General features: G+C 66.2%; 25 protein-coding genes, 1 tRNA gene and 1 riboswitch. Of the genes, 5 read left to right on the forward strand and 21 right to left on the reverse strand.

All coding sequences use genetic code 11. The features are described from left to right. Positions 1 to 21: 21 nt before the first annotated feature. Both AC6IY7_RS01220 and AC6IY7_RS01225 read right to left on the reverse strand, forming a co-directional pair. Entirely contained in the window at positions 22 to 543 is a 522-nt protein-coding gene (locus AC6IY7_RS01220) for a DUF1269 domain-containing protein (protein ID WP_497781161.1), read from the reverse strand. Positions 544 to 795: 252 nt separating this feature from the next. Further along, complete coding sequence (locus AC6IY7_RS01225; RefSeq protein WP_497781162.1) at positions 796 to 2,346, reverse strand: NAD(P)H-hydrate dehydratase; 1,551 nt, start codon at positions 2,344 to 2,346, stop codon at positions 796 to 798. Between the two features lie 315 nt (positions 2,347 to 2,661). On the opposite strand from AC6IY7_RS01225, the gene AC6IY7_RS01230 reads away from it, so the two are divergent. Beyond that, positions 2,662 to 3,339 (forward strand): thioesterase II family protein, encoded by a 678-nt coding sequence (locus AC6IY7_RS01230; RefSeq protein ID WP_497782761.1) that lies wholly within the window; start codon positions 2,662 to 2,664, stop codon positions 3,337 to 3,339. Here AC6IY7_RS01230 and AC6IY7_RS01235 read toward each other — a convergent pair. Then, a complete protein-coding gene (locus AC6IY7_RS01235; RefSeq protein ID WP_497781163.1) occupies positions 3,264 to 5,504 on the reverse strand; it encodes a multicopper oxidase family protein in 2,241 nt (746 codons plus the stop codon). The two genes, AC6IY7_RS01230 and AC6IY7_RS01235, sit on opposite strands and share 76 nt — an antisense overlap. A gap of 305 nt (positions 5,505 to 5,809) precedes the next feature. Between AC6IY7_RS01235 and recQ the strand changes: the two genes are divergently transcribed. Then, positions 5,810 to 7,612 carry a DNA helicase RecQ gene (gene recQ / locus AC6IY7_RS01240; RefSeq protein ID WP_497781164.1) on the forward strand — a complete coding sequence of 601 codons (1,803 nt, stop codon included), beginning with the start codon at positions 5,810 to 5,812 and terminating at the stop codon, positions 7,610 to 7,612. Between the two features lie 5 nt (positions 7,613 to 7,617). Here the strand turns inward: recQ and cysG are convergent, their stop codons facing one another. The 8 genes from cysG to thiC all read right to left on the reverse strand — a co-directional run bounded on the left by cysG (position 7,618) and on the right by thiC (position 15,242). Beyond that, positions 7,618 to 9,024 carry a siroheme synthase CysG gene (gene cysG, locus AC6IY7_RS01245; RefSeq protein ID WP_497781165.1) on the reverse strand — a complete coding sequence of 469 codons (1,407 nt, stop codon included), beginning with the start codon at positions 9,022 to 9,024 and terminating at the stop codon, positions 7,618 to 7,620. A gap of 209 nt (positions 9,025 to 9,233) precedes the next feature. Next, on the reverse strand, positions 9,234 to 9,629 hold the full coding sequence (locus AC6IY7_RS01250) for a cytochrome c-554 (RefSeq protein WP_497781166.1): 396 nt from the start codon (positions 9,627 to 9,629) through the stop codon (positions 9,234 to 9,236). A gap of 165 nt (positions 9,630 to 9,794) precedes the next feature. Then, positions 9,795 to 10,418, reverse strand: a complete 624-nt coding sequence (locus AC6IY7_RS01255; protein WP_497781167.1) for an alpha-ketoglutarate-dependent dioxygenase AlkB family protein — start codon at positions 10,416 to 10,418, stop codon at positions 9,795 to 9,797. A 32-nt stretch (positions 10,419 to 10,450) separates the two neighbouring features. Further along, complete coding sequence (locus tag AC6IY7_RS01260; protein ID WP_497781168.1) at positions 10,451 to 11,071, reverse strand: 2,3-bisphosphoglycerate-dependent phosphoglycerate mutase; 621 nt, start codon at positions 11,069 to 11,071, stop codon at positions 10,451 to 10,453. Positions 11,072 to 11,110: 39 nt separating this feature from the next. Then, positions 11,111 to 11,926 (reverse strand): 4-hydroxy-tetrahydrodipicolinate reductase, encoded by an 816-nt coding sequence (dapB, locus tag AC6IY7_RS01265; RefSeq protein WP_497781169.1) that lies wholly within the window; start codon positions 11,924 to 11,926, stop codon positions 11,111 to 11,113. 121 nt (positions 11,927 to 12,047) lie between these two features. Then, positions 12,048 to 12,590 carry a molybdopterin adenylyltransferase gene (mog, locus tag AC6IY7_RS01270; RefSeq protein WP_497781170.1) on the reverse strand — a complete coding sequence of 181 codons (543 nt, stop codon included), beginning with the start codon at positions 12,588 to 12,590 and terminating at the stop codon, positions 12,048 to 12,050. Between the two features lie 348 nt (positions 12,591 to 12,938). Further along, the gene (locus AC6IY7_RS01275; protein WP_497781171.1) at positions 12,939 to 13,181 is read right to left on the reverse strand and encodes a hypothetical protein; all 243 of its coding nucleotides are present in this window, start codon (positions 13,179 to 13,181) and stop codon (positions 12,939 to 12,941) included. Positions 13,182 to 13,409: 228 nt separating this feature from the next. Further along, complete coding sequence (gene thiC, locus AC6IY7_RS01280) at positions 13,410 to 15,242, reverse strand: phosphomethylpyrimidine synthase ThiC (RefSeq protein ID WP_497781172.1); 1,833 nt, start codon at positions 15,240 to 15,242, stop codon at positions 13,410 to 13,412. A gap of 75 nt (positions 15,243 to 15,317) precedes the next feature. After that, positions 15,318 to 15,419, reverse strand: a riboswitch (TPP riboswitch). A 257-nt stretch (positions 15,420 to 15,676) separates the two neighbouring features. Here thiC and AC6IY7_RS01285 point away from each other — a divergent pair. Further along, the gene (locus tag AC6IY7_RS01285) at positions 15,677 to 17,002 is read left to right on the forward strand and encodes an OmpP1/FadL family transporter (protein ID WP_497781173.1); all 1,326 of its coding nucleotides are present in this window, start codon (positions 15,677 to 15,679) and stop codon (positions 17,000 to 17,002) included. A 54-nt stretch (positions 17,003 to 17,056) separates the two neighbouring features. Here AC6IY7_RS01285 and AC6IY7_RS01290 read toward each other — a convergent pair whose 3' ends face one another. The 5 genes from AC6IY7_RS01290 to AC6IY7_RS01310 form a co-directional block, all read right to left on the reverse strand. Next, positions 17,057 to 18,154, reverse strand: a complete 1,098-nt coding sequence (locus tag AC6IY7_RS01290; RefSeq protein ID WP_497781174.1) for an Mrp/NBP35 family ATP-binding protein — start codon at positions 18,152 to 18,154, stop codon at positions 17,057 to 17,059. Positions 18,155 to 18,277: 123 nt separating this feature from the next. Next, the gene (locus AC6IY7_RS01295) at positions 18,278 to 18,589 is read right to left on the reverse strand and encodes a hypothetical protein (protein WP_497781175.1); all 312 of its coding nucleotides are present in this window, start codon (positions 18,587 to 18,589) and stop codon (positions 18,278 to 18,280) included. Positions 18,590 to 18,907: 318 nt separating this feature from the next. Further along, entirely contained in the window at positions 18,908 to 19,135 is a 228-nt protein-coding gene (locus AC6IY7_RS01300; RefSeq protein WP_497781176.1) for a GDCCVxC domain-containing (seleno)protein, read from the reverse strand. A gap of 134 nt (positions 19,136 to 19,269) precedes the next feature. Beyond that, positions 19,270 to 19,347: transfer RNA gene (locus tag AC6IY7_RS01305), tRNA-Pro, on the reverse strand. A gap of 67 nt (positions 19,348 to 19,414) precedes the next feature. Further along, entirely contained in the window at positions 19,415 to 20,050 is a 636-nt protein-coding gene (locus AC6IY7_RS01310; protein WP_497781177.1) for a MerR family transcriptional regulator, read from the reverse strand. Between the two features lie 277 nt (positions 20,051 to 20,327). On the opposite strand from AC6IY7_RS01310, the gene AC6IY7_RS01315 reads away from it, so the two are divergent. Continuing rightward, a complete protein-coding gene (locus tag AC6IY7_RS01315; RefSeq protein ID WP_497781178.1) occupies positions 20,328 to 21,428 on the forward strand; it encodes a COX15/CtaA family protein in 1,101 nt (366 codons plus the stop codon). Between the two features lie 48 nt (positions 21,429 to 21,476). Here the strand turns inward: AC6IY7_RS01315 and argC are convergent, their stop codons facing one another. From argC to AC6IY7_RS01335, 4 genes are all read right to left on the reverse strand, one after another. After that, on the reverse strand, positions 21,477 to 22,397 hold the full coding sequence (argC, locus tag AC6IY7_RS01320; RefSeq protein WP_497781180.1) for an N-acetyl-gamma-glutamyl-phosphate reductase: 921 nt from the start codon (positions 22,395 to 22,397) through the stop codon (positions 21,477 to 21,479). A gap of 88 nt (positions 22,398 to 22,485) precedes the next feature. Continuing rightward, positions 22,486 to 22,968: a 30S ribosomal protein S9 gene (gene rpsI / locus AC6IY7_RS01325; protein ID WP_497781182.1), complete on the reverse strand. Its 483-nt coding sequence runs from the start codon at positions 22,966 to 22,968 to the stop codon at positions 22,486 to 22,488. Between the two features lie 2 nt (positions 22,969 to 22,970). Continuing rightward, positions 22,971 to 23,459, reverse strand: a complete 489-nt coding sequence (rplM, locus tag AC6IY7_RS01330) for a 50S ribosomal protein L13 (protein WP_331937283.1) — start codon at positions 23,457 to 23,459, stop codon at positions 22,971 to 22,973. 158 nt (positions 23,460 to 23,617) lie between these two features. Further along, the gene (locus tag AC6IY7_RS01335; protein ID WP_497781183.1) at positions 23,618 to 24,832 is read right to left on the reverse strand and encodes a cupin domain-containing protein; all 1,215 of its coding nucleotides are present in this window, start codon (positions 24,830 to 24,832) and stop codon (positions 23,618 to 23,620) included. Positions 24,833 to 25,142: 310 nt separating this feature from the next. Here AC6IY7_RS01335 and AC6IY7_RS01340 point away from each other — a divergent pair, with 310 nt between their 5' ends. Next, the gene (locus AC6IY7_RS01340) at positions 25,143 to 25,784 is read left to right on the forward strand and encodes a transglutaminase-like cysteine peptidase (RefSeq protein WP_497781185.1); all 642 of its coding nucleotides are present in this window, start codon (positions 25,143 to 25,145) and stop codon (positions 25,782 to 25,784) included. 194 nt (positions 25,785 to 25,978) lie between these two features. On the opposite strand, the gene AC6IY7_RS01345 is transcribed toward AC6IY7_RS01340, so the two are convergent. Then, entirely contained in the window at positions 25,979 to 26,563 is a 585-nt protein-coding gene (locus tag AC6IY7_RS01345) for a Uma2 family endonuclease (RefSeq protein ID WP_497781186.1), read from the reverse strand. Positions 26,564 to 26,609: the final 46 nt, after the last annotated feature.

A 26,609-nucleotide genomic window follows, 5' to 3' on the forward strand; every position in this document is an offset into this window, starting at 1 on the left:
GGGACGGAGCGCTTCGTCGACTCACGGAGTCGACGGCGCGGTCACCGCCGGCGTCGAGACATGCGCCGCGAGCGCGTCGCGCAGCGCCTGCTCCTTGCTGTGATCCAGCGAGGTCTTGAGCACGACGCCGCCGGTGCCCTTCACCGCATCGAGCAGCTTGTCGGTCGTCAGCTTGCGGATCAGCACGAAGAGAGCGGCGTTGCCGGGCTGAAGCGTCTCCGAGAGCTGCTTCATGAAAGCATCATTGATGCCGTAATCGGTGAGCGCGCCGCTGAGCGCGCCCGCGCCCGCGCCGATCGCCGCGCCGAGCAGCGGATTGAGGAAGATGAGCCCGATCAGCGCGCCCCAGAATGTGCCGCTCACGGCGCCGGCCGCGGTGGTGTTGATGAGCTGATTCAGCTTCACATGGCCGCTCGGCTCCTTCACCGCTATGACCGCGTCGCTGATCTCGATCACATATTCCTTCTGCAGATCGAACAGCTTCTGCCTGATTTCCTCGGCCTTGGCCTCGGTCGGATAGACGATGACAACGAGATCGGACATGAAAGCTCTCCTCTTGTCGGACGACGCGCATCCTCATTGAAGCGCGTGAACGTGTCGTTGCGACGACTGCGCGAATGCGAGGCGACGACGCGCGCTCCGCCGCCAATCGGCGAAACGCGCGACGGAGCGCATCGTTTCCGCTGCTTTTTATCTAGAGCGTTTCCAGCCGAAGTGGATGCCGGTTCGGCGTTGGAAACGCGTCGAAACAGAAGCCGAGAGTCTTTCCGTGTTGCAATGAAACACGGAAAGACTCTAGGGCTGAATCGCAAGCAGCCGACGCCAGGCCGCCGGCAATCGGTCGATGATATCGTCCGCGATGAGGCCCGGGCCGAAATCATCGGCCGCGGCGGCGTGCATCCAGACGGCGCAGGAGGCCGCGGCGAAAGGCTCCATTCCTTGCGCCAGCAGGCCGGCGACGATTCCGGTGAGAACGTCGCCGGAGCCGGCGGTGGCGAGCCAGGGCGAGGCCGCCGGCATGATGGAGGCGCGCCCGTCCGGCGCGGCGACGACCGTGTCCGGCCCCTTGAAGATGACCACGGCGCCGATCTCGTGGGCGGCGTCGCGCGTGCGCTCGAGCTTGGAGATGGGCGCGCCGCTGATCGTCCTCTCCCAGCGCTGGCCGTGAAAGAGCCGCGCGAACTCGCCGCCATGCGGCGTCAGCACCACCGGCCCCGGCGCCGTGCGGATCGCCTCGCGCAGGCGATCGGGCGCCGGAGCGAAGCTCGTCAGCGCATCGGCGTCGAGCACTGCGGCGCGGCGTTCCGGCGAAGGCGCGAGCGCGGTCTCGACCAGAGCGCAGCTCGTCTCGCCGACGCCGAGGCCCGGCCCCAGAGCGACGACATTCTTGCGCTTGTCCTCTAGCAGCGCGGAGAGGCCGACTGGCCCGTCGGCGACGCGCAGCATCACCGCGGTCAGCGCCGGGGCGTTGATGGCGAAGGCCTCCTGCGGCGTCGCCAGGGTGACGAGCCCGGCGCCGGCGCGCAGCGCCGCCAGCGCCGAGAGCCGCGCCGCGCCCGTATGCGAGGCGCCGCCGGAGACCACCACCGCATGGCCGCGCGCATATTTATGGCCCTCGACGCTCGGCAGGCGCAGAGCGTCGCGCCAGGCGGCGGGCTCGTTGACGAAAGTCTGCGGCTGGATCTTCTCCAGCACATTCGACCTTATGCCGATATGGGCGCAGGAGATCGTCCCGCAGCGCAGCCGGCCCGGCAGCAGCAAATGCCCGCATTTCAGGCGGAAAAATGTGACGGTCGAATCGGCCTGCACGGCGACGCCGCGAATGGCGCCGCTGGTCCCGTCGACGCCGGATGGAATGTCGATGGCGATGATCTTCTGCTTGGTCTCCTCGCGCCAGACGTTGAGGCGCAGGATCAACTCGGCCGCCGGCCCCTCCAGGTCGCGCGCGAGGCCGGTGCCGAACAGCGCGTCGATGACGAGATCGACGCCCTTGAAATCGCAAATGGCGGCGTCCTCGACGCGGCCGTCCCAGCTTGCCGCGGCCTCGCGCGCATCGCCATGCAGCGTGTCGGGCGGCGTGAGCGCGGCGACGCGCACCTTGAAGCGCTGGCTGCGCAATATGCGCGCGGCGACATAGCCGTCGCCGCCATTATTGCCGGGCCCGCACAGCACCAGCACGCGCCGCCCCGCCGTCTTCACCAGAAAGGCCGTGGCGGCCGCGGCGATGGCGGCGGCGGCCTTCTCCATCAGCGCCATGCCGGCGACGCCGCTCTCTATGGTGAGGCGGTCGGCGCGCGCCATTTGCGCGGTGGTCAGGAGTTCGGGCGGATAGGGTCCGAGCGGCATGGCGCGATGGTGGCCGAAGGCGCTTGCCTCCGCAACGCCTTTTCCGAGCGGCGCCCGGCTGCGGCCGAAGCCCGCGCTTTTTTGACGCGTTCCGCGCCGGCGAGGCTCTTCCTCTCTCTGGTTCTCGCGGCGCGGCGCCGTCAGGGCGCGCGTCGGGGTCGCCCCGGGACGCGCGCGGCGCGTTTCGTCACGCGAGACGACAGGACGAAACCGCTTATGCTCATCGAACCCAAACCATTGACGCTATTTTGCTTTCCCTGCACCGGCGCCAGCGCCGCGACCTATTTGCGCTAGCGCAGGCTGCCGCCCGATTGGATAGGCGTCGAGCCGGTCGAGCCGCCCGGGCGCGGCGCGCGCATCGCGGAACGGCTCATCGACGATTACGATTCGCTCGTCGATCGCATGACCGACGAGCTCGCCGGGGCGCTGCCGACGAATTATGTGCTCTTCGGCCACAGCATGGGGGCTCTGCTGGCCTATGGCTGCGCGCATCGTCTGCGCGAGCGAGGCGCGAGAGCGCCGATTCTCGCCTGCTGCGCGGCGCCGACGCAACGCGACGAGGAAAGGCTCGCGCGGCTGAGCACGGACGCGGCGCTGCTCCAGAAGCTGAAGGACCTCAACGGCACGCCGACGGATGTGTTCGAGCATCCCGAGCTGCTGCGGCTGACGCGATATTCTGCGGGCCGATGTCGGCGTCTGCTCGAGCTTTCGACGTTTCGAGCGCGCGCCGCTCGACCTCGACCTGCATGTATTCGGCGGCGGCCATTTCGTCATCAGGGACCGAGAGAGCGGCATACTCGCGAGCCTGCGAAATGTGCTGCGCGGCTTCGCGCCCGCCGAACGCGAGAGCCGACGCGCTTTCAGCTGAGCGAGAACGTCTCGGCGCGGCGCCGGAACAGGCGCCGCGCGAAGCTTTGTCACGGCGCGCCCTGCGGCTGCACGTCGAAATGCAGCATCATGCCCATGTCCTCGTGCTCCACGAGATGGCAGTGATAGGGATAGACGCCGGTATAGCCGCGCGGGAAATGCACCAAGAGCTCGACGAGCTCATTGGATTGGATGCGCACCGTGTCGTGACGCACGACGCCGTCGAAATCGAGCCGCCGCTCTATGCGCGCGAAGACCGATTTCTCGGACGCGTCCTTGTGCAGGCGGAAGCGCCGCAGCACGACGAAATTGACGAGATGCATATGGAACGGATGCATGTCGGGCGTCCCGCCGGCGAGATCGGCCTGATCATTGCCGATATTGGCCACATACCAGCGCTCATAGCTCCCCTCGCGCGGACGGATAACGGCGCGCCCCGCCGCCGGATTGTGCCGGTAGAGATGCGCGTAGCGGTAGATGGGCGGATAGCCGGCGGGATCGACATTGTCGGTGGCGAGCGGCCATAGCGGATCGGCGCTGCGCCGCGCATAGGGCGGATTGGGGTCCGCGGGCTCGAAGAAAAAGGCGCGCGAGACCTGATAGGCGACGCCGGCCGCAGGCTGGCCCTCCTCCCATGGCGTCGCCAGACGGGCGTCGAAGGGAACGACGAAGGCGCTCTGATCGCCCGCGGGCGCCGTCGAGGGCCGCAGCTCCCACATTTGCGTATCACGCCAGGGCCCGCCGGTGATGGCGTTGACCGGCTCCACATCCACCTTGCCGGCGGTGTCGTTCATCAGCAGCACGAACCGATTGCGCACAATCGGCGCGTCGGCGTTGGCGCGCGTCAGCGCCGGCTTGCTGGCGTCCCAGCGGAAGCTCTCGTCGTCGGCGTAGCGCAGCAGGATCTTGTCGAGCGTCGCGCGATCGAGCGGCGGATGCGCGGCCGCATGCACCATCGCCGGCATGGCGGGAGCCGCCGCGCCATGCGTATGCGCGGCGTCGACGATGCGGAACTCCATCACATTGGCCAGCGGCAGATCGGCGTGCGGCCCGTCGCTCTTTTGCGTGAAGGAGATCGCCTTCAGCGCCTCCGGCGTCCCCGGCGCGAAGACCGAATCCGCGTCATTCTGGAAGATCGGCTCTTGCTCCGGCTGCGTCGAATCATAGCCGGCGATCGCCAGATTGACGAGATGAAGGGAACCGAGGACATCATTGTCGATCTGGGTGAAATCGACCAGCACGTCGAGACGCTCGCCCGGCGCGAGCAGCAGATAGTCTTTCTCCTCGAGCGCCTCGCCGCGGGTGAATAGGCCCGCGTCATTGCCGATGGCGGTGAGGAGATCGCCATACCAGATTTTGCCGCCGATCTTGCCGTTCGGATCGGCGAGCGTCAGCGCATAGCTCCGCGCATTGGAGCCGTTGAGAATGCGCAGCCGATAGATCTTCGGATTGACATGGGCGTGCGGCCACGGCCGGCCGTTGACCAGGATCGTGTCGCCCAGAAACTCCGGGCGGATGAAGACGCGCTTGCCGGTCGTCGGGTCCTTCTCGATCGGCACGCCTTTGCTGTAGCTCACTCCGGCGCCGTCGGCGTTCAGGCAGCGGTCCTGAATGACGAGCGGCAATTCCTGCGTCTCGTCGCCGATGAGATGGAACAGCTCGGCGTCGGAATTGTCGCGCACGAAATAGACGCCGGCGAGACCGGCGTGCACCTGCACGGCGGTGTTGTCCATGCCATGATCATGGAACCACAGCATGGCCGCGCGCTGGTCGTTCGGATAGCAATAGGAGCGATAAGCCGGCATTCCATAAGGATTGCCTTCGAAGCTCGCCGGGCTCAGCGGCCAGCCGTCGGAATCCGGCCGCGCCTTGGCGCCGTGCAGATGGGCGACGACGCCGACCGGATAATTCATCGATTTATACTGGTCTATGTCCTCGGCGAGGTCCATTGGCGGCGGGTCGATCGGCGGCATGGCGAGCGAGCGCGCGTCGCCGGGCTTTTCCGCCGGCATGGAGCCGATTCGATTGATCCAGACCACCTCGAGCGGGCGCCCGCGCGTGACATTGACGATGGGCCCGAGATAATTCTCGAGGCTGGCGACGCGCTCCTGCGGCGAGCCCTGACGAATATAGCACCAGGCGTTGGGAGCGGCGGGCGCGGCGACCGCGTCGGTATATTTGACGCTGCGCGCTTCGACCGAAATCGCGATTTTCCCCCAGCCGCCGCTCTGCCCGGCGCCGATGATGTCGAGGGTGGCGAGCGGCAGGTGATTGTCGAATTTGATCAGCATGAAACAAAGTCCTCGAGAGACAAAGAAATCGAACGCGAAACCGCGGACCGCAGAATGATCGCCCATATTGTGGCGAACAATGTGACGGATCGTCTCCTCGCCCGGCGGAAATCAGGATATCCGAAAGGCTCCACAGCAGCCGTCTCGAAACACGAGGGGGCGTTCCATCAGGCGACGCAGACGCTCCCTCCTCCTTCGAGCTCTCCTCTGAATGATGGAAGCGTCACCCGATTCGCCCGCTGCGCCAGCGCCGCCCTCGCGCGCCGCCCCTCGCGCCCTGCCTTTCGCCGTGCTACCCCATCCCCATGCCATCGCTTCCGCCGCAGGCTCGCGCTCTGCTCAAATCCGTGTTCGGCTATGAGGATTTCCGGCCCGGCCAGGCGGAGATCATCGCCGCCGTGCTGGCCGGCGAGCCGGTGCTCGCCATCATGCCGACGGGCAGCGGCAAATCCATGTGCTATCAGCTGCCCGCCCTCGTCGACGGCAAGCTCACAGTGGTCGTCTCGCCGCTCATCGCGCTGATGCGCGATCAGGTGCGGCAGATGCGCGCCTATGGCGTGCCGGCGGCGACGCTCAATTCCATGAATGACGCCGCCGAGAATGACGAGGCGCGCCGCGGCATACGCTCCGGCGAATTACGGCTGCTGTTCGTCTCGCCGGAGCGGCTGGTCATGCCCGGCCTCATCGCCGAGCTCTCCCGCGCCGGCGCGACCCGCCTCGCCATAGACGAGGCGCATTGCGTCTCCGAATGGGGCCACGACTTCCGCCCGGAATATCGCGAGCTCGGCGCGACGGCGAAGGCGCTCGGCGCGCAGGTCGTCGGCCTCACCGCCACCGCCGACAGCGCGACGCGCGCCGACATAGCGAAGCGCCTGTTTCAGACGGAGCCGCATGTCTTCCTGCATAGTTTCGACCGGCCCAATCTGGCGCTCAACTTCGCCGCCAAGGACAGCCCTCGCCGCCAGCTGCTGCGCTTCCTGGACAAGCATCGCGGCGAGAGCGGCATCGTCTATTGCTCCTCGCGCGACGCGACGGAGAAGCTCGCCGCCTTTTTCGCCGAGCAGGGCCATGAGACGATCTGCTACCACGCCGGGCTCGAGCAGGCGAAGCGCAACCGCAATGGGGATCGCTTCCTGCAGGAGGACGGAATCATCGCCGTCGCCACCATCGCCTTCGGCATGGGCGTCAACAAGCCGGATGTGCGCTTCGTCGCCCATGCCGACATGCCGTCGAGCGTCGAATCCTATTATCAGGAGATCGGCCGCGCCGGCCGCGACGGATTGCCGGCCGACACGCTCACCCTCTACGGCCTCGACGACATGGCCTTCCGCCGTCGGCAGATCGATCAGAAAGAGGTGCCGGAGGAGCGCAAGCGCATAGAGCATGATCGCTTCTCCGCGCTCGCCATGCTGTGCGAGACGCCCTCCTGCCGGCGCCAGACGCTGCTCGCCTATTTCGACGAGGAGAGTCCGCCCTGCGGCCGCTGCGACGTCTGTCTCGGCCAGGTGCAGGTCTATGACGGCGCCATTGACGCGCAAAAGGCGCTGTCGGCCGCCATGCGCACAGGCCAACGCTTCGGCGCCGGCTATCTCGCCGATATTCTCACCGGCGAGGCGAGCGAGGCGGTGCGCCGCAACGGCCATGACGGCATCAAGACCTTCGGCGTCGGCAAGGATCGCTCCAAGCAGGATTGGAGCGCGATCATTCGCCAATTATTCGCCGCGCGCGCATTGGCGAGCACCGAGCACGGCGGCTTTCGCCTGACGCCCAAGGGCGAGGAGATTTTATTCGGCCGCACGCCGATTTCGTTGCGCCGCGATCCGCTGACGCCCAAAGCGCGCGGCAAGCGCGGCGAGGCGCCACGCGCGCAGGCGCTGGACGAGCAGGAAGAGCGCGTGCTCGCGGCGCTGAAGAAAAAGCGCCTGGAGCTCGCGCGCGAAGCGGGCCTGCCGGCCTATATGGTGTTCCCCGATCGCACGCTGATCGAGATGGCGTCGCGCCGTCCAGCGACTCTCGACGAGATGCGGCGGGTGCAGGGCGTCGGCGAGCACAAGCTGGCGCAATATGGCGACGCTTTCCTCGAGGCGCTGACGGACGCGCTGCGCTGAACGGATCATCCGCGCAGCGTCGCGCCGATCAGCACTAGGCAAGGCCCTTCGAGCGTCTCCTGCGCCACGCGCTCCGGCAGATCACCAATCGTGCCGGCGACGATGCGCTGCTGCGGCGTGCTCGCGCGCTCGATGAGAAAGGCCGGCGTCGATGGGTCCATGCCTTCGGCGAGCAGACGCTTCGACAAAGCGGGAAGCGTGCGATTGCCCATATAGACGGCGGTCGTCGCGCGGTGGTCGGCGAGCGCCCGCCAATCTATGTCCTCGGGGAATTTGCCGTCGCTCGTATGCGCGGTGACGAATTGCACGCGGCGCGCCGTGTCGCGATTGGTGAGCGAGACTTCGAGCGCCGCCGCCGCAGCGAGCGCCGCCGTCACGCCCGGCACGACCTCCGCCTCGAGGCCCGCTGCGCGAATGGCGCTCAGCTCCTCATTGGCGCGGCCGAAGATCATCGGATCGCCGCCCTTCAGGCGCACGACATTCTTGCCTTCCTTGGCGAGCTTCACCAGCAGCGCGGTGATCTCCTCCTGCTTCACCGAAGGCGCATAGCCGCGCTTGCCGACATTGATGCGCGTCGCCTCGCGCCGCGCGAGATCGAGCACCGCGGCCGGCACCAGATCGTCGAAGAGAACGACATCGGCGCCGACCAGCGCGCGCAGCCCTTTCAGCGTCAGCAGCTCGGGATCGCCCGGCCCTGCCCCGACCAGCGTCACGCGGCCGCGCGCGGAGGCTTCATCGGCGCGGCGCGTCTCCTCGAGCAGCGCGTCGAGATCTTCGTCCTGCGGCGCATGCTCGACGCGCGCGAAAGCCTCGCGCGTAAAGCGCCGCCAAAAGTCGCGGCGTGCGAAAAAATCGAGACCCGAGGCCATCACATGAGGACGCCAGGCGCGCGCCGCCTTGGTCCAGGCGGAGAAGCTCGATGGAATCAGCGTCTCGACGCGCGCACGCACGGCCTGCGCGAAAGCCGGCGCCGCGCCGCTGGTGGAGACGCCGATGACGAGGGGCGAGCGATTGACGATCGCGCCCATCATGAAATCACTGAGCCCCGGCCGATCGGTGAGATTGACGGGAACGCCCTGCGCCTTGGCGGCGTCGCGAAAGGCCTGCGCCTCCGCATCCTCCTCTATGACGGCGAGCGCCATCGCCGCGCCCGCAAGATCTTCCGCGCGCCAGTTGCGTTCGATCAGCGTGAGGCGCGCGCGCGCGGCGGCGACGGCTTCGAGCCGCGGCGAAGGCGACGCGGCGAAGACCTCGACAAAGGCGCCCGCGGCGGCGGCGAGATCGGCCTTCCAGGCCGCGCCATCCGAGCCGCCGGCGACGACGACGCGCCGCCCCTCGAGCGCGTAGAACACCGGGAGCGTCGCGAGCTCCTGCATCAGCTCGGCTGGGACTTCGTCAGGCTTGCGCGTCAACTCGGCTCTCTTTCCACACCGTCATAGGGTTTCCGGCCGAGCGGCTCGCGCTGCGCTCTCATCCTCACCTTCTCCCCGCAAACGGGGAGAGGGGGAAGGCGCCGAAATGCTCGGTCGGAAACCCTATCACCTGCGCATTTAGCCCCGATCCGCCAAAAGAAAAAGCGGCCCGCTGGGGCCGCTTTCGCCAACCGAACAAAAGGTCCGGATTACTTCTTCTTGCCGTCCGCGCCGAACTGGCTGAGATAGGCCCAGACGTCGTCCTGCTCTTGGTCCTTGGGCAGGCCCGGGAACACCATTTTGGTGCCGGCGACCTTGGCCTTCGGATTCTTGACGAATTCCTTGAAGACGGCCTCGTCCCAGGTGATGCCGGAGCCCTTGAGAGCGTCGGAATAGGTGTAGCCCTCGACCGTCGCGGCCTTGCGGCCGTTGATGCCGTTCAGCTCCGGAGCCACTGCGTTCTTGGCGGTCTCGCCGACCTGATGGCAGGCCTTGCACTTGTTGAAGACCTTCTCGCCCGCCGCGGGATCGCCGGCGGCGATCGCCTGGCCGGCCATGGCGGCGAAGACGCCCGCAGCGAGCGCCAGTCTGGTCACAGATTTCATCCTCGTTCCTTTCCTCGAAGCGTCGTCCCCTGGGAACCGACTGTCTTTGTTCTGCCGGCCCGGGCTCAACGCCAGCGCCGATCGTTCATCCCGCGGCCGGGAAACTATATCGGAGCGCTATTGGTGACAATATGCTCCCCTTGCTGAACAGCGCCTGAAACGTCGTCAGGTAACGCGGCGCAACGTCAGATTGATGCGTCCGCCCGCGGCGAAAAGCGGCGAGGCCAGCTTCGGCGCGAGCTCGGGCAGCAGCCGATCGACGCCATGGAAGCGTAGCCGCGCCGGTCCGCCGAGCGTCAGCACATCGCCGGACGACAGCGCGAAGATGCGCGACGAATCGGAGCGCTTGACGCCGCCGAGACGGAATCGGCAATCGGCGCCGAGCGAAACGGAGAGAATCGGCGCCGAGAAATCCGCCTCGTCGCGATCCTGATGCGGCCCCATGCGCGCCTCCGGCGCATAGAAATTGACGAGGCAGGCCTGCGGCGGATGCGGATAATCCGCCAGCGCCTCCCAGGCTTCCAGCAGCGTCGGCGGCATGGGCGGCCAGGGCTCGCCGGTTTCGGGATGGCGCGCTTCATAGCGATAGCCGCGCGCCTGATCGCTGACCCAGCCGAGCGGGCCGCAATTGGTCATGCGCACCGAGAATGGCCGCCCGCTGCGCGGCATGGTCGGCGTGAACAAGGGCGCGCGGTCGACGACCCTCTCCAGCTCGCGCAGCAGAGCGGTCTGCGCGGCCGTGTCGAAATAGCCGCGATAGAGGCGAACGCCCGGCTCCAGCTCCGACATTGTCGCTCCGTCCCGCGGGGAGCGGCCGCTCGTCACCGGTCGAGCACGTCCTTGGCGGCGACGGTCGAATCGGAATTGAGCCGGTAGACGATCGGCACGCCGGTGGCGATCTCGAGCGAGGACACCGATTCGGGCGTCAGCCGATCGAGCACCATGGCCAGCGCCCGCAGCGAATTGCCATGGGCGGCGACCAGAACGCGCTCGCCACGCAGGGCGCGCGGCAAAATCTCCTGGCAATAGAAGGGCAGCACGCGCGCCACCGTATCCTTGAGGCTCTCGCCACCGGGGGGCGCGACATCATAGGAGCGCCGCCACAGCCGCACCTGCTCCTCGCCCCATTGCTGGCGCGCCTCGTCCTTGTTGAGGCCGGAGAGGTCGCCGTAGTGCCGCTCGTTGAGCGCGCGGCTGCGGATGACGGGCACATCTTTCTGCCCGAGCTCCTGAAAGGTGAGATCGAGCGTGTGCTGGGCGCGCAGCAGCAGCGAGGTGAAGCCGATGTTGAAGCGCAGATCGATACGCTTCAGCTCGCGTCCGGCGCGGCGCGCCTCCTCGATCCCCTTGGGCGTCAGATCGGGGTTCTTCCAGCCCGTGAACAGGTTCTTGGCGTTCCACTCGCTTTCGCCATGGCGGAGGAGGACGAGAATGCGGTCCATGCGAACTATGTCCCTCGAATCGAACGATGCGGCGCGCGCTCAGGCGCCGGCGAGGCCGAGCACATCGGCCATAGAATAGAGGCCGGGCGGCCGGCCTCGCGTCCAAATAGCGGCGGCGATGGCGCCCCGCGCGAAAATGCCGCGATCCTCGGCGCGATGGGCGAGCTCGATGCGCTCCCCCGCCCCGGCGAAAATCACCGAATGCTCGCCGACCACCGTGCCGCCGCGCAGCGAGGCGAAGCCTATGTCGCCCTCCCGCCGCGCGCCGGTGAGCCCGTCGCGGGCGCGGGCGCTGTGCTCGCCGAGCGCGATCTCCCGCCCCCGCGCCGCCGCCTCGCCCAGCAGCAGCGCCGTGCCGGAGGGGGCGTCCACCTTCATGCGATGATGCATCTCGACGATCTCTATGTCCCAGGCGGGGCCGAGCGCCTTTGCGGCGCGCTCCACCAGAACGGCGAGAAGATTGACGCCGAGGCTCATATTGCCGGAGCGCACCACAGGGACGCGCTCGGCCGCCGCCGCGAGAGCGGCGAGATCCTCGCCCGAGAATCCGGTCGTGCCGATGACATGCGCGACCCCGGCCGCCGCGGCGAGCCCGGCCAGCGTCACGGTCGTCGCCGGCGTGGAAAAATCAATGGCCACATCGGCCGTCGCCAGCGCGGCCGCCGCATCGGCGGAAAGGCGCACGCCATTGGCGGGACGCCCGATCAGCATGCCGGCGTCCTCGCCGAGGACGGGCGAATCGGCCGAGGCGACCGCTCCGGTCAGCACGACGCCTTTCGTCTCGCCCACCGCGGCGATCAGCATCCGGCCCATGCGGCCGGCGGCGCCGACGACGACCAGCCGCACATCGCTCATAACGCTCGGCTCATAACGCTCGCCCCCAACAAGATTCACGCCGCCTCACGCAGGCCGGCGGCCAGTCTATACAGCCCCGATGCGCGAATGAGAAGGGGAGACGCCCTGCCCGATCGGGCGGCTATTTGCCTTTGGGACGAAACGCCGCGACGCGCGCCGGATCGGTCTCTATATAGGCGGCGCCGATGAGATCGAGACAATAGGGCACGGCCGGCATCACCGCGTCGAGGCAGAGCTCGATGGCGGCAGGCTTTCCGGGCAGGTTGATGACGAGACATTTGCCGCGATGAGCGGCCAATTGCCGCGACAATATCGCCGTCGGCGTCTGCGCCAGCGACACTTTGCGCATCAGCTCGCCGAAGCCGGGCAATTCACGCGGCGCGGCGGCGAGCGTCGCCTCGGGGGTCAGATCGCGCGGCGACGGCCCCGTCCCGCCCGTGGTGACGACGAGATCGCAGCCGATATTATCGGCGAGATCGATGAGCGTGTCGCGCACGCTCTCGAAACCATCGGGAATGAGGCGCCGCTCGATGCGGAAGGGCGTCGTCAGCACCTTCTCGAAATAGGCGGCGATGGCGGGTCCGCTGATGTCCTCATAGACGCCGGCGCTGGCGCGGTCGGAGGCCGTGACGACGCCGATGACGGCTTTCTGTTTCTCGATCATGCCCCGCACAATAGCGGGTCCGAGGCGTGAGACAACCGAAAGCTAATGACGCAGATCGCAACAGGGAATCGGCCGGCGCGCAAGGACAGCCCGCCCAATCGCGTGACAATTCACGATCGCGCCGGCGGCCCGTGGAACGGCGCTCGAATTGACTCGTCGATCGAAATCATTTTGCCCATCGGCGATGGATCGATCACGCTACGACTGTATGAAATTCGAACGCTGCCGGCTCGCAGCCCCGTCGATGCGGAGCCCTCCAGGGCGCGCGAAATATCGCGCGCCCGGCGGCGGCGTCACGATCGCGAAAGCGGGAGTCTCTCCCACCGGGTTCGCGTCGGTCCGAAAAGATTATTCCTTCACCGAAGCCGGCTCGCAGCCGCACTTCTGATAGCAGGCGCCCTTCGCCTCCTTGGCCTTCTCGATGGACTCGGGAGTCGACGAGAAGCGATTCTTGACGGAGATGTACTCGAAGTAGCACTTGTCGACGCAGACGCCCTGCTTGTCTTCATCCTTGGTGTCGCATCCCGCGAAAGACGGACCGATCATGCCGATCGACAGAGCCGCGGCCGTCATAATGGCGCGAAAGTTCATTTGCCGTTTCCCTCTTTGTGAACCCGGGATCATAGTCCCGTATTTTTGTCCAGGGCGCTTCGTCCCACGCGCAAATAGGCTGTTTTTGCTGCGGCTGTCAATGTAAGTGACATTTTGTTGTCGAGGGCGCCAACGGCAAAATTCATGCCGCGTAAGGTCTTGCTGCGCCGCAGTAAAAGACCGTTTCCCGACCGGCCGCGCAAAGACGAGCGCGGCCGCGCGCGCCGCTCACTCGGCGACGTAGATTTTCGCGCCTTTCTCCAGGAACTCCGCGCTCTTCTCCGCAAAGCCCTTGTCGCGTTCGGCGATCGCCGTCGCCTCCTCACGCAGGTCGCGCGTGATCTGCATGGAGCAGAATTTCGGCCCGCACATGGAGCAGAAATGCGCGACCTTATGCGCCTCCTTGGGCAGCGTCTCGTCGTGATAGCGGCGCGCGGTATCGGGATCGAGGCCGATGTCGAACTGATCCTCCCAGCGGAAATCGAAACGCGCTCTGCTCATCGCGTCGTCGCGCTCTTGCGCTGCGGGATGGCCCTTGGCGAGATCGGCGGCATGCGCTGCGATGCGATAGGTGATGACGCCGGTCTTCACATCCTCGCGATCCGGCAGGCCGAGATGCTCCTTGGGCGTCACATAGCAGAGCATCGCCGTGCCGAACCAGCCGATCATCGCGGCGCCGATGGCCGAGGTGATGTGATCATAGCCGGGCGCTATGTCGGTGACGAGCGGGCCCAGCGTATAGAAGGGCGCCTCGCCGCAATCGCGCAGCTGCTTTTCCATATTCACTTTGATCTTGTGCATCGGCACATGGCCGGGGCCTTCGATCATCACCTGGCAGCCCTTGTCCCAGGCGATTTTCGTCAATTCGCCGAGCGTCTCGAGCTCGGCGAATTGCGCCGCGTCATTGGCGTCGGCGCTGCAGCCCGGACGCAATCCATCGCCGAGCGAGAAGGACACGTCATAGCGCCGCATGATGTCGCAGATCTCGTCGAAGCGCTCGTAGAGAAAGCTCTCGCTGTGTCGCGAGAGGCACCAGCGCGCCATGATCGAGCCGCCGCGTGAGACGATGCCGGTGACTCTCTCCGCGGTGAGCGGCACATGGGCGAGGCGCACGCCCGCATGAATGGTGAAGTAATCGACGCCCTGCTCCGCCTGCTCGATCAGCGTGTCCTTGAACACCTCCCAATCGAGCTTTGTCGCGTCGCCGCCGACCTTCTCGAGCGCCTGATAGATCGGCACCGTGCCGATCGGAACGGGCGCATTGCGGATGATCCAGTCGCGAATATTGTGAATATTGCGCCCGGTGGAGAGATCCATCACCGTATCGGCGCCCCAGCGGATCGCCCACACCATTTTCTCCACCTCCTCCGCGACCGAGGAGGTGATGGCCGAATTGCCGATATTGGCGTTGACCTTCACCAGGAAATTGCGGCCGATGATCATCGGCTCGGCTTCCGGATGATTGATGTTGGCGGGGATGATGGCGCGCCCGCGGGCGATCTCGTCGCGCACGAATTCCGGCGTCGCGAAAGCCGGAATCTCCGCGCCGAAGCTCTCCCCCGCCGCGATCCGCTCCGCCGCCTGCGCGAAGGCGCGCTCGCGGCCGAGATTCTCGCGATGCGCGACATAGATCATCTCTTCGGTGATCACGCCGGCGCGCGCATATTCGAGCTGCGTCACCGGCGCGGAGCCGGCGGCGCGGCGGATCGCGCGCGGGGCGGGACAGGGCGGAACCAGCCGATCCTCGCCGACGAAGCCATTGTCCTCCGGCTTCACCATACGGCCGTCATAGGCCTCGAGGCCGGCGCGGCTCTCGAGCCAGCGGCGCGCCGCCGGCAAGCCCGCCGAAAGGTCCGGGACGAATTCCGCGCAGCTATAGGGGCCGGAGGGATCATAGACGCGCAGCGGCGCCTCGCCAGCCGAAGGATGAAGCGCGATCTCGCGCACGGGGACGCGAATGTCCTCCCGCCCGCGCGGGGAGGCATAGAGCTTACGCGACCCGCCGATCGGGCCGGTGGTCACGCTCTGGGGAGTCGTCGGGCGTTTGTCCTGCACGTTCATCGTCGCGCTCCCTTGTCTCGAGGATGGATGGGCGGCAGGCGATGAAGTCGGGCGACGTCGTCCGAAACATCGGACGACGCGTCCCTCTGGCCTTCCCTCGCGCCGGCATTACCCGGATCAGGTTCGATGGGTGCTTCTCAGCCGCTCCTCATCGGAGAGGCGCCCCTCGCCAAGGGGCGGATGTTATCCGCGCCCCCCGATCGCGGCAAGCCCGGCGTTCGTGCCCGGCGTGCGAGCGCTGTGGCAAAAACGTGACAGCGCCGGAAATATTCACGAGCGTCCGAGCGAGAACGCTGTCTCACGCCGCCCGCTCTGGTAGATTCTCTGATAGATTCTTGGGTAAGAGTGAGTCGTGAGATACGAACGCCGCCGGGTTGCCGAGTGCTTCTGAATGGCGTGTGAACGGCGACCGATCTGAGGCGGGGCGATAGATAATGAACGGATATTCCTGGCGTACTTTCGCCTCGGCGGCTGCTCTCACGGTTTCTCTCGCAACTCCATCGCTCGCCGCGGACGGCTATTTTCTGATCGGCTATGGCCCGCGTCAGAAGGCGCTGGGCGGCGCGGGCGTCGCCGATTCGCGGGACGCCATGTCGCTGTCGATCAATCCGGCTGGGCTCGTCGATCTCGAGCGGCAGATGCAGGTGGGCATCACCGCTCTGTTCCCGGAGCGCGGCTATTCGACGGACGGCCTGCCCAAGGTCCTCGCGCCGGGCGATGTCCGCAGCGGGCGGCCGATCTTCCCCATCCCCAATGACGCCTACGCCGCGCCGATCGACGCGGATTCGGCCTGGGGCACGGCCTCCTACGCCAATGGCGGCATCGACACTTCCTTCGATTTCGGCCATTACCACCCGCCGTTCGGCGGCCCCTTCGGCGGCGGCTATGCGGGCGTCGATCTCGAGCAGGCCTTCACCAGCTTCGGCTATGCGCGCAAATATGGCGCGCTGGCGATCGGCGTCGCGCCCACCATAGCGGTGCAGAGGATCAATCTGCAGGGCCTCAAATCCTTCTCGCCCTATTCGTCCGATATGTACAGCCTGTCCGACAATGGATATGACTGGTCGTTCGGCGGCGGCGTGCGGCTCGGCCTGCAATGGCGCGTGACCGACCAGTTCCGCATCGGCGTCGCCGGCTCGACGCCGATGTTCATGACCCGCTTCCGCAAATATTCGGGTCTTTTCGCCGATGGCGGCAGCTTCGACATTCCGGCCAATCTCACCGCCGGCGTCGCCTATGATCTGACGCCGGACCTGACCGTCATGGCGGACTGGCGCCATATCTTCTATTCGGGCGTGGGGACCGTATCCAATTCGAGCTTCCCCGTGCTGGTTCGGTCGCTCGGCTCGGCCGGCGGCCCCGGCTTCGGATGGAAGGACACGGATTCGGCGTCGTTTGGCGTCGAATGGCGCGTGGATCCGGGCTTTGCGCTGCGCGCCGGCTATCATTACGTGACCAACCCGATCCCGACGAATTCGGTGACGCTGAACATACTCGCGCCGATCATCAACGCGCATCACATCAGCGGCGGCCTCAGCTACGCCGTCACCAAGAATTCGACGCTCGACCTCGCCGTCGTCTACGCCTTCAAGAACAATGTGCGTGGTCCCGAAGCGCTGCCGCAGACGGCGGCGACGCCTTTCGGCGCCTATAATCCGGCCGCCAATGTCAATCTCTGGCTGCGCGGCCTCGAGGTCTCGGTCGGCTGGACCTATAAATTCGACCTCGGCGACAATTCTCTGATCCCGACCCATCTCTGAGGACGAGACGCGAAGGCCGCGGCCCGCCGGAGCGGCGGCCGCGGCCTTTTTGCGTCATCCGACGACGATTTTGGGCGGCGCCCGGCGCGTCTGCGTCTCCAGCAAATTCTTCACCTTGCCGGCGATATCCTTGTAGATCGCCGCATGCGGCCCGTCCGGCGCGGAGGCGACGACCGGCGTGCCGGCGTCCGAGGTCTGGCGGATGGCGAGATCGAGCGGCACCTCGCCGAGGAAGGGCACGCCCAGCGCCTCCGCGTCCTGCCGCGCGCCGCCATGGGAGAAGATGTCGGTGCGGCCGCCGCAATGCGGGCAGAGGAAATAGCTCATATTCTCGACGATGCCGAGAATGGGCGTCGACACTTTCTGGAACATGGCGACGCCGCGGCGCGCGTCGATCAGCGCCAGATCCTGCGGCGTCGAGACGACGACCGCGCCGGCGAGCGGCACCTGCTGCGCCATTGTGAGCTGCGCGTCGCCAGTGCCGGGCGGCATGTCGACGACGAGCGCGTCGAGCTCGCCCCAGGCGACCTCGCCGAGCATCTGGCCGAGCGCCTGCGCCACCATGGGGCCGCGCCAGACCATGGGCACGTCCTCCTCGACGAGAAAGCCGATGGACATGATCTTGATCCCATAGGCCTCGAGCGGGATCATTTTGTTGCCGACGACCTCGGGCTTGCCGCTGAGGCCGAACAGGCGCGGCGCGGAGGGGCCATAGATGTCGGCGTCGAGCAGGCCGACGCGCCACCCATGCGCGGCGAGGCCGAGCGCCAGATTGGCGGAGGTTGTCGATTTTCCGACGCCGCCTTTGCCCGAGGAGACGGCGACGATATATTTGATCTTCTCCAGCGCGGCGATGGGCCGCCGCTGCGGCGCCTGACCGGGCGGCGGCGCGGCCGGGGCCGCCTGCGGAGCGCGCTCCGCGGTGAGCGTCACGATCGCCGCCTCGATTCCGGGCACGGTCTTGACGGCGCCCTCGACGGCGACGCGCAGCACCTCGAGCTCCTTGGCCCGCGCCGGATCGCCGGTGAGGGAGACGAAGGCCTTGGCCCCCGACACATTGACTCCGCTGACGAGGCCGGCCGCGACGATCGATTTGCCGTCCGGACCGGCGACGCTCTCCAGCGCTTTCAAGACTGATGCTTCATCGGCCACTGTCTTCGCCTTTCGCACGAACCCGCTTTCCGACGCCCTCTTACGAGGGCGTCTTTGGAAGCGTTCTACGCAATCGGTATGCCGATATTCGGCCGATGCGTCTACGGGCTCGTGCGAGGCCGACTACGCTCTCTGCTTCTGAACGAGAGCGTTGCGGATGAGGCCGACGATGGCGGTCACGATCGCGCCGGAGACGCCGCCGCCGACGAGCTGGCCCGCGAAGACGGCGATGTCGAAGCCGCCATTGCCCGCCGCCCCGGCGAGCGCCGGAATGAGCGAGGTGAGGAGCGAGCCGCCGCCGGCGCCGCCGAGCGCGCCGATGATGGCGTTGGCGACGGGGCCGAGATCGAAGCTCTTATTGGCCTTTGCGATACCTGAGCCGCCGGCCGCTCCAGAGAAGAGCTGAATGATGAGATTGATGAGCGTCTCCGACATGGGCTGCGCCTTTCCGTTAACGAATTACGACCGTAACGAACTTGCGCGCGATGGCGGATTATCAACCCTGCCGGGACCGACAGCGGCATATTGCTCTCGTCGCGGGCTCCTGGCTCGAGCGTGAACCGCCCACAGGCCCGCGCTCGCCATCTCGGCTCTCGGCGTAGGGGAGTGATCGGGAAGCGACGGGACCGCCGACCTGCTTGCCGGAATGGCGACCAGCAGAAACGCAGCAGGCGCTCGTCGACGAGCCCATCGTCGACAAACATGTGCGCTCGGTCGAGTCGAGCGGCCCCTGCGACCGGCGCCGATCGCGCGCTATCCGCGAGAACAGCACGGATCGTTATCCGCACTTTCTGTCGATCTCTGAATCGGAGGGCACGGCGCGTCGCCGTAAGAGCAAAATACGCAGCAATCGCCGGCCTTTGGCCGCAGCGTCGCCTTGCACTTCTGGCATTCGTAGAAGACAACGCAAGCGTCCGCCGGCATCGTTTCAGCGGATTTATGGCCGCAGAATGGACAGGATATCGTAGACACGAGATGCATCGGATTGCCTTATATGGCCGACCGACATGCGCCGACGCGCGCTCACTTTCGATTGACGGCGGGGGACGATTCGGGAGACCGAGCTGGCCTCTATCCACTCATACTCTCGAAAGTCACATGCTCGAGATGAGCAATGGTCGGAGTGGCGGGATTCGAACCCACGACCCCTTGTCCCCCAGACAAGTGCGCTAACCGGGCTGCGCTACACTCCGATGGCCGCTCTTATAGAGGCCGCCGAAGCCGCTGGCAACGCATCAGCACACAGAAGAAGCGAGGAATTCACCGCCGCGTCAGCTCCAACATGCGGTGACATTCGGCGAGATCGGCCAGCGCCTGCCGCAGAAGCCGCTCGTCCTGCGGGCGCAGACCCACGGCCGGAGCCTCCGAGAGCCGCACGGCGGGCAGCGTCAGCATGGGCGGCGGCTCGCGCGGAGCGAGCGCGACCAGTGATGTGGCCGGCTCCCGCGCCTCCCCCTCCTCCGCGATCTCGCGCAGATAGGCCGGAGCTTGTCCCCGCGCCTCTGGCGTCGGCGAATCGACATAGGAGAAAAGCGAGACCTCGGCCGCCGGCAGCTCGCGCTCGTCGAAATCCGTGTCGCGCTCTGCGCGCTCGAGGCCGGCGCCCGGGCCGCGGGCGCTCTCGATCACCGCGCGCACGCCCTGCTCGCGCAACAGGCGCTGCACGCCTTTGATCGTATAGCCGCGCCCATAGAGCAGATGGCGGATCGCCGCGACCAGCTCGACATCGCGCGGCCGATAATAGCGCCGCCCGCCGGCGCGCTTGACCGGCTCGATCTCGGAGAAGCGCGTCTCCCAGAAGCGCAGCACATGCGGCGGAAGGTCGAGGCTCTCCGCGACCTCGCCGATCGTGCGGAAGGCGCCGTCGGTCTTGCCGGTCTCGGTCTTGCCGGTCAAAGTCTTTAGCTCCGCTCCCTGCCCGCGCGACGATTCGCGCGCTGCTATTTTCCTCCCTGACGTGGCGTTTTTCAGCCGGAATTTTCACGCCGCCGCCGTTTCCGCTCCGCAGCCCCGTGGACAAGGGCGCGCGGCTCCCCTTAATTGGCTCGCTAGAGCACGATCCGATCGGATCGGATCGTGCTCTAGCTTTCTTTCATTGGAGCGAATTCTGATCGATCGAACGATTCCGTTCGATCGGAAAGCGCTCTAGAGCCTCTCACCTCGAGCCGCGCCCATGACCGACTGGATCCAGTTTCCTGCTCAAACGCCCGCCATCGTCGCGCCGCCGAGCGAGGAGAGCGCCACCGATGTGCGCTTGTGGCTGTGGATCATCGCCGCGCTCGTCTTCGCCATGGTGGTGGTGGGCGGCGCGACGCGGCTCACCGAATCGGGCCTCTCCATCACCGAATGGAAGCCGGTAACGGGCGTTCTTCCCCCGCTCTCCGAGGCGCAATGGGCCGCCGCCTTCGAGGATTACAAGAAAATCCCGCAGTATCGCGAGATGTTTCCGAACATGGACCTCGCGCAGTTCAAAACGATCTTCGCCTGGGAATGGAGCCATCGTCTGCTCGGCCGCGTCATCGGCTTCGCTTTCGCTCTGCCGCTCGCCTGGTTCTGGCTGCGCGGATGCCTGCCCAAGAGCGTCAAGCCGAAGCTCGTCGGCATATTGGCGCTGGGCGCGCTGCAGGGCGGCGTCGGCTGGTGGATGGTGTCCTCGGGCCTCGTCAATCGCGTCGAGGTGGCGCAGGAGCGGCTCGCCATTCATCTGCTGCTCGCCGCCTTCATCTTCTCCGCATGTCTGTGGGTCGCGGGCGGGCTCGGCTATGGGACGCGCATCATCGTCGCGAGCGGGCGCCGGCGTCTCTCCGTCTTTGCGACTTTGCTGCTCGTCCTCGTCTTCGTGCAGGTCGGCGCCGGCGCGCTGGTCGCGGGGCTTCGCGCCGGCTACGCCTACAACACATGGCCGCTGATGGACGACAGTTTCATTCCACCCTCGGATGAGCTGCTGCGGCTCTCGCCCTGGTGGAGCAATCTCGTCGACAATGTCGCGCTCGTGCAATTCGACCATCGCATGATCGCTTACGCGCTGCTCGCGCTGTCATTGTTTCATTTCATCGACGCCGCCGCCGCGACGGGCGGCCGCGCCGCGCGCGGCGCCGGGCTTTTGTTCGGCCATGTGAGCGCGCAAGTCGTGCTCGGCATTGCGACGCTTCTGCTCGTCGTGCCGCTGTGGGCCGGGCTCGCGCATCAGGCGCTGGCGATGGGCGTGCTGGCTGTGGCGACGCTGCATGCGCGTCGCCTGCGCACGGCCGAGACCGCGGCAGACGACGACTGACGTCGAACATTCGAAACTGCGCCTATCATTCGGCGCGGTCGGATGAAGTCAGCTCACGCGCTCCGACAGCATCAGCGACAGATTCTGCACGGCGGCGCCGGAGGCGCCTTTGCCGAGATTGTCGAGCCGCGCGACGAGCAGCGCTTGTCTGCGCTCCTCATGCGCGAAGACGAAGATTTCGAGATCATTGGTTCCGTTCAAGGCGAGCGGATCGAGCCGTCCCGACTTCGGCGCCGGCATGACGCGCACATGCGTCGCGCCGGCATAGTGACGCGCCAGCGCCGCCTCGAGATCGACCGCGCGCGGCCGCGCAGCGAGCGCGTCGAGCGAGAGCGGAATCGAGACCAGCATGCCCTGTCGAAAATTGCCGACCGAAGGCGCGAACAAGGGCGCCGAAATAAGGCGCGAATAGGCGGCGATCTCCGGCAAATGCTTGTGCTCGAGCGAAAGGCCATAAAGCTCGAAAGCCGGCGCCTCGCCTTTCTCGTAAGCCTCGATCATCTGCTTGCCGCCGCCGGAATAGCCGGAGACGGCGTTGATCGCGAGCTTCTGCTCGGGCGCGATCAGCCCCGCATCGACGAGCGGCCGCAGCAGCGCGATCGCGCCCGTGGCGTAGCAGCCGGGATTGGCGACGCGACGCGCCTTGCGGATCGCCTCCGCCTGACCGGAGCAGAGCTCGGGAAAACCATAGGTCCAACCGGGCGCGACGCGATGCGCTGTCGAAGCGTCGAGAATGCGCGGACCAGCCTCTCCCAATTCATCGGCGAGCGCGACCGTCTCCTTGGCGGCGGCGTCCGGCAGACAGAGGATAGCGACATCGACGCGCGCGAGAATGTCGCGCTTGGCGGAGACCTCCTTGCGCAATTCCGGCGCGATGGAGACGAGCTCGATAGTCTTTTCGCCCGCGAGCTTCTCGCGAATTTCCAGGCCCGTGGTGCCGGCGTCGCCGTCGATGAAGATTTTCGCCATTGGTCTTCGTTCCGATCCCCGAGGAGACAAATAAAAAGGGCGGCTCGCGCCGCCCTTCGTTGTCGTCGTATCGCCGATCGAGAGATAATCAGCGCTTCGAGAACTGGAAGCTGCGGCGGGCTTTGCGCTTGCCGTATTTCTTACGCTCGACCACGCGCGAATCGCGGGTCAAGAAGCCCTCGCGCTTCAGCGCGCTGCGGAGCTCGGGCTCATAATGGGTGAGCGCCTTTGCAAGACCATGACGCACCGCGCCGGCCTGGCCGGAGAGGCCGCCGCCGGCGACCGTGACGACAAGGTCGTATTGGCCGACGCGATTGGCGACGCCGAGCGGCTGCTGAAGGATCATGCGCAGCACCGGACGCGCGAAATAGACGGTGATGTCGCGGCCGTTCACGGTGATCTTGCCGGTGCCGGGCTTGATCCACACGCGGGCGACGGCGTTCTTGCGCTTGCCGGTGGCGTAGGCGCGGCCGTATTTGTCGAGCTTCTGCTCATATTTCGGCGCGTCGGAAGCTGCCGCGACCGTCGCCTGATTGAGCTCGGAGAGAGAGGAAAGCGTGGTCTCGGCCATGGTCAGGCGCTCTTAGCGTTCTTGCCGTTGCGGGCATTCTTGGAATTGAGGGCGGCGACGTCGAGCGGCTCCGGGGTCTGCGCGACATGCGGATGCTCCGGCCCCTTGTAGACGCGCAGATTGCCGAGCTGCTTGCGGCCGAGCGGGCCGCGCGGCAGCATGCGCTGCACCGCCTTCTCGACGACGCGCTCCGGGAAACGCCCGTCGAGGATGAACTTGGCCGAGCGCTCCTTGATGCCGCCCGGGAAGCCCGTATGGTGATAATAGACCTTCTGCTCGCGCTTGCGGCCGGTCAGGATCACCTTGTCGGCGTTCACGACGATGATGTTGTCGCCATCGTCGACATGGGGGGTGAAAGTCGCCTTGTGCTTGCCGCGCAGACGCAGCGCAATCAGGCTGGCGAGGCGACCGACGACGAGCCCCTTGGCGTCGATCAGCACCCATTTCTTCTGCACTTCGGCGGCCTTCGCCGAATAGGTCTTGCCAAACATGGGAGAGCTATTTCCGTTCTTCTCGGGTCCACGCCCGTGGGATGGGGCGTGATAAGCGAGCCGCGCCTCCCTGTCAAACGGAATCGGGCGCCCGCGAGCGCCCCAAACCCCAGCATTTCCCGGCTATAGCCGCAATAGGTATTATGATACCCGCGATCTCAGGGCATGACGATCGGCTTGCCGCGTGGGAATTTGGCGATCGTCGCCTCGTCTATGTTCAGATGCTGGGCGACCATGGCCGGCGGCGTATGGGTCAGCCAATCGACGAGCGAGACGTCGCGGAAATGCGCGGCGCGGAACACCTCCAGGAATTGCAGTTCGCCATCGCCGACATTCTGCACGTAATGCCCATGCGCGCGCTTCACATAGCCGATGTCGCCGGCGTGGAAATCCTGGGTCACGGCCTTGGGCCCGGCGTCGAAGAGGGTCATGCGGCCATGGCCTTTGATCCAATATTGCCATTCGTCGCCATTGGGATGCCAATGCATCTCGCGCAGCGCGCCGGGCGCGAGCGTGACCAGCGCCGCGGCGATGGTCGAGGAGACTTTGAAATTGTCGCTGTCGGCGACGCGCACCTCGCCGCCCTTCGTCTGCTTGGCGGCCGCGCTCGCTTTCAGGGAAAACGTATAGGGATAGGGCGGCGCCCCCTCCGCTCCCGCGGCGGATGCCTGATCGGCGGCCAGGGGGCCGGGAACCTCCCCTTGGAAAATATAGAGCTGATTCAGCGGGATATTGGCGAAGGTCTCGGCCGGTAGGCCGAAATTGGCGGCCAGAATCTCCGGCGGCGTGTGCGCGATCCAGTCGGTCACGAGCAGTGTATTGTATTCGGTGGCTTTTCCGTCGTCGAAACAGAGCAGGAACTCGCAGCCGTCCGGCCCCAGCCCCTGCAGCGAATGCGGCTGGCCGGCCGGGAAATACCATATGTCCCCCTCCTTCACATCGGAGACATAGGCGCGGCCCTGATCGTCGAGCACGGTGACGCGGCAGGAGCCATAGGAGACATAGCCCCATTCGGCGGCGAGGTGCCAATGCATCTCCCTTATCCCGCCGGCGGTGAGCCGCATATCGACGCCGGAAATCTCCTCGGCGATGGCGAAATCATATTGCGTCACCTGCCGCGCCCAGCCGCCGTTCTGCACGCGCTTGGGGGCATTGTTGAACGAGGCCCAGAACATGGGCATGTCGCTGACGTCGGTGGGAGGCGGAAGCTGCGCCGAAGGGAATTGCCCGCCGATCGCCTCGCTGCGCGGGCCGGGATCGGTGAGGCTCGCCTTGTTCTGGGCGTTGATCGCGCCCTGGGGCGGAAGGTCGGGATTGCCAAAGGAGGGGACCGGGCGTCTCGCGAGCGTCTCGCGCTTCGATGCAGTGGCCATGTGGTTCTTTCTCCGCTGGGACTTAGAGCGCCATCCGATCCAGTAGGATCGGATGGCGCTCTCGCTTTCTTTCATTGGAGCGAATTCTGATCGATCGAACGATTCCGTTCGATTGGAACGCGCTCTAAGGGGAAGGCGACCGCTCCTCTCAGATTGCGCCGACCGGGCGAGGGTCAACGGCGCGGCAAAAAGCGCGCGATCGATAAAATGCGAGCATTCGAATTGGCGGCCGGGCAAAACCCCGCGCGCATTGTCACTCCCGATGGCGAGGCGCTCTCCGCAGGCTCCCGCCGGGGTTTCGGGGGGTCGCGTGGTCTATTTTCTCATTCGCGTCTTGAGTCCGCTCGCTCTGGCGTTCATCGTCTTCGGCGCCTCCGCCGCAAAGGCCGAATTCGGCGGCGGCTCCGCCGCCAGGGCCGATATCCCGCGTGCGAGCTTCGCCGGCGCCGGCGAGCCCACCTCCATTCCCTATGGCTGGATGGATTTCTGCGGCCGCCAGCCGCAGGAGTGCCGGCAAACGATCCTGCCCGCGGCCGATCTCGATCTTTCCCGCGAGGCGTGGACGCGGTTGAACGAGATCAATCGCGCGGTGAACGCTTCGATCCAGCCGCTCTCCAATCTCGAGCATTGGGGCACGATGGCCGATCATTGGGATTATCCGACCGACGGCAAGGGCGACTGCAAGATCTATGCGCTGCAGAAGCGCCGGCTGCTGATCGAAATGGGCTTTCCGCGTCAGGCGCTGCTGATGACGATCGTGCGCGACAAGAACGACCAGGGCCACGCCGTTCTGACCGCGCGAACGAGCCGCGGCGATTTCATCCTCGACAATCTCACCGATGAGGTGAAGCCGTGGGAGGCGACCGGCTATCGCTTCGTCAAGCGGCAGTCGCAGGAGGACCCGAATGTGTGGGTCACGATCGAGACACGGCGGCGGGTGGGCGCGCGCTAGCCCCCGCACCTTCTCCCACTTGTGGGAGAAGGTGGCCTCGCGAAGCGAGGTCGGATGAGGGCCGCTGCGGTTCTCGGGCGGCGCGGGACGTAATGGGCGGCTTTCGAGAAGGTTGCTAACGGGCGCGGGCCCTCATCCGACCCTCGCTGACGCGAGGGCCACCTTCTCCCGCAGGCGGGAGAAGGAACGCGCCGTCATGTAGAGATCACATCCCGATAGATTTCCGCGAGCGGCACGCTCACACCGATCGCCGGCAGATCGAGTTCCGCCTCCAGGCCGTCGAGAATGCGCACGCCTGACCAGACCTCGCCCACGCGGTCGAAGGTCTCTATATGCGCCCGGTCGCGCTCGACGAGCACGTAATGGCGCAGGCTCGGCAGCTTCTGATAGACCGCCCATTTCTCGAAACGATCGCGCGCCTTGCTGCCCTCGGACATGACCTCGACGAGGACGGTCGGGTCGTTCAGCGACGTCGCGCCGGGGTCCAGCGGGCGGCAGTGCACGATCACATCGGGCAGCATGGACGATTCCATCGAGGCGTCGCGCAGCCGGAAGCTCTCGATCAAGGTCCGGCAGGACGACCCATTCGCCCGCAGCCTCTCGCGAAGGCCGGTCGAGAGGTTCTGAATGATGTAATTATGCTCCCATCGCGCGCCGACCATCATGCGCACGACGCGGCCGCCGATCAGCTCCCATTTTTCATCGGCGGGCTTGTCGGCGAGAAGTTCCTCGAAATCGTCGAGGGACATATACTCATATTGCGACGAGAGGCGGCTCACGGGCTTTTCTCCTCGGCGATAGGCTAGCATAACGCCCTGCCCCGCG

This window comes from Methylosinus sp. is20ea (assembly GCF_059718135.1).

Bases quoted from the DNA above. Each gene is read 5' to 3' on its own strand.
- AC6IY7_RS01260 (WP_497781168.1), bottom strand. From the start codon at position 11,071: ATGGACCGCATTCTCGTCCTCCTCCGCCATGGCGAAAGCGAGTGGAAC.
- AC6IY7_RS01285 (WP_497781173.1), top strand. From the start codon at position 15,677: ATGAACGGATATTCCTGGCGTACTTTCGCCTCGGCGGCTGCTCTCACG.
- AC6IY7_RS01300 (WP_497781176.1), bottom strand. From the start codon at position 19,135: ATGCATCTCGTGTCTACGATATCCTGTCCATTCTGCGGCCATAAATCC.
- recQ (WP_497781164.1), top strand. From the start codon at position 5,810: ATGCCATCGCTTCCGCCGCAGGCTCGCGCTCTGCTCAAATCCGTGTTC.
- AC6IY7_RS01275 (WP_497781171.1), bottom strand. From the start codon at position 13,181: ATGAACTTTCGCGCCATTATGACGGCCGCGGCTCTGTCGATCGGCATG.
- thiC (WP_497781172.1), bottom strand. From the start codon at position 15,242: ATGAACGTGCAGGACAAACGCCCGACGACTCCCCAGAGCGTGACCACC.
- rplM (WP_331937283.1), bottom strand. From the start codon at position 23,459: ATGTTTGGCAAGACCTATTCGGCGAAGGCCGCCGAAGTGCAGAAGAAA.
- AC6IY7_RS01335 (WP_497781183.1), bottom strand. From the start codon at position 24,832: ATGGCCACTGCATCGAAGCGCGAGACGCTCGCGAGACGCCCGGTCCCC.
- AC6IY7_RS01315 (WP_497781178.1), top strand. From the start codon at position 20,328: ATGACCGACTGGATCCAGTTTCCTGCTCAAACGCCCGCCATCGTCGCG.
- AC6IY7_RS01295 (WP_497781175.1), bottom strand. From the start codon at position 18,589: ATGTCGGAGACGCTCATCAATCTCATCATTCAGCTCTTCTCTGGAGCG.
- AC6IY7_RS01250 (WP_497781166.1), bottom strand. From the start codon at position 9,629: ATGAAATCTGTGACCAGACTGGCGCTCGCTGCGGGCGTCTTCGCCGCC.
- AC6IY7_RS01255 (WP_497781167.1), bottom strand. From the start codon at position 10,418: ATGTCGGAGCTGGAGCCGGGCGTTCGCCTCTATCGCGGCTATTTCGAC.
- AC6IY7_RS01220 (WP_497781161.1), bottom strand. From the start codon at position 543: ATGTCCGATCTCGTTGTCATCGTCTATCCGACCGAGGCCAAGGCCGAG.
- AC6IY7_RS01235 (WP_497781163.1), bottom strand. From the start codon at position 5,504: ATGCTGATCAAATTCGACAATCACCTGCCGCTCGCCACCCTCGACATC.
- dapB (WP_497781169.1), bottom strand. From the start codon at position 11,926: ATGAGCGATGTGCGGCTGGTCGTCGTCGGCGCCGCCGGCCGCATGGGC.
- rpsI (WP_497781182.1), bottom strand. From the start codon at position 22,968: ATGGCCGAGACCACGCTTTCCTCTCTCTCCGAGCTCAATCAGGCGACG.
- mog (WP_497781170.1), bottom strand. From the start codon at position 12,590: ATGATCGAGAAACAGAAAGCCGTCATCGGCGTCGTCACGGCCTCCGAC.
- argC (WP_497781180.1), bottom strand. From the start codon at position 22,397: ATGGCGAAAATCTTCATCGACGGCGACGCCGGCACCACGGGCCTGGAA.
- AC6IY7_RS01225 (WP_497781162.1), bottom strand. From the start codon at position 2,346: ATGCCGCTCGGACCCTATCCGCCCGAACTCCTGACCACCGCGCAAATG.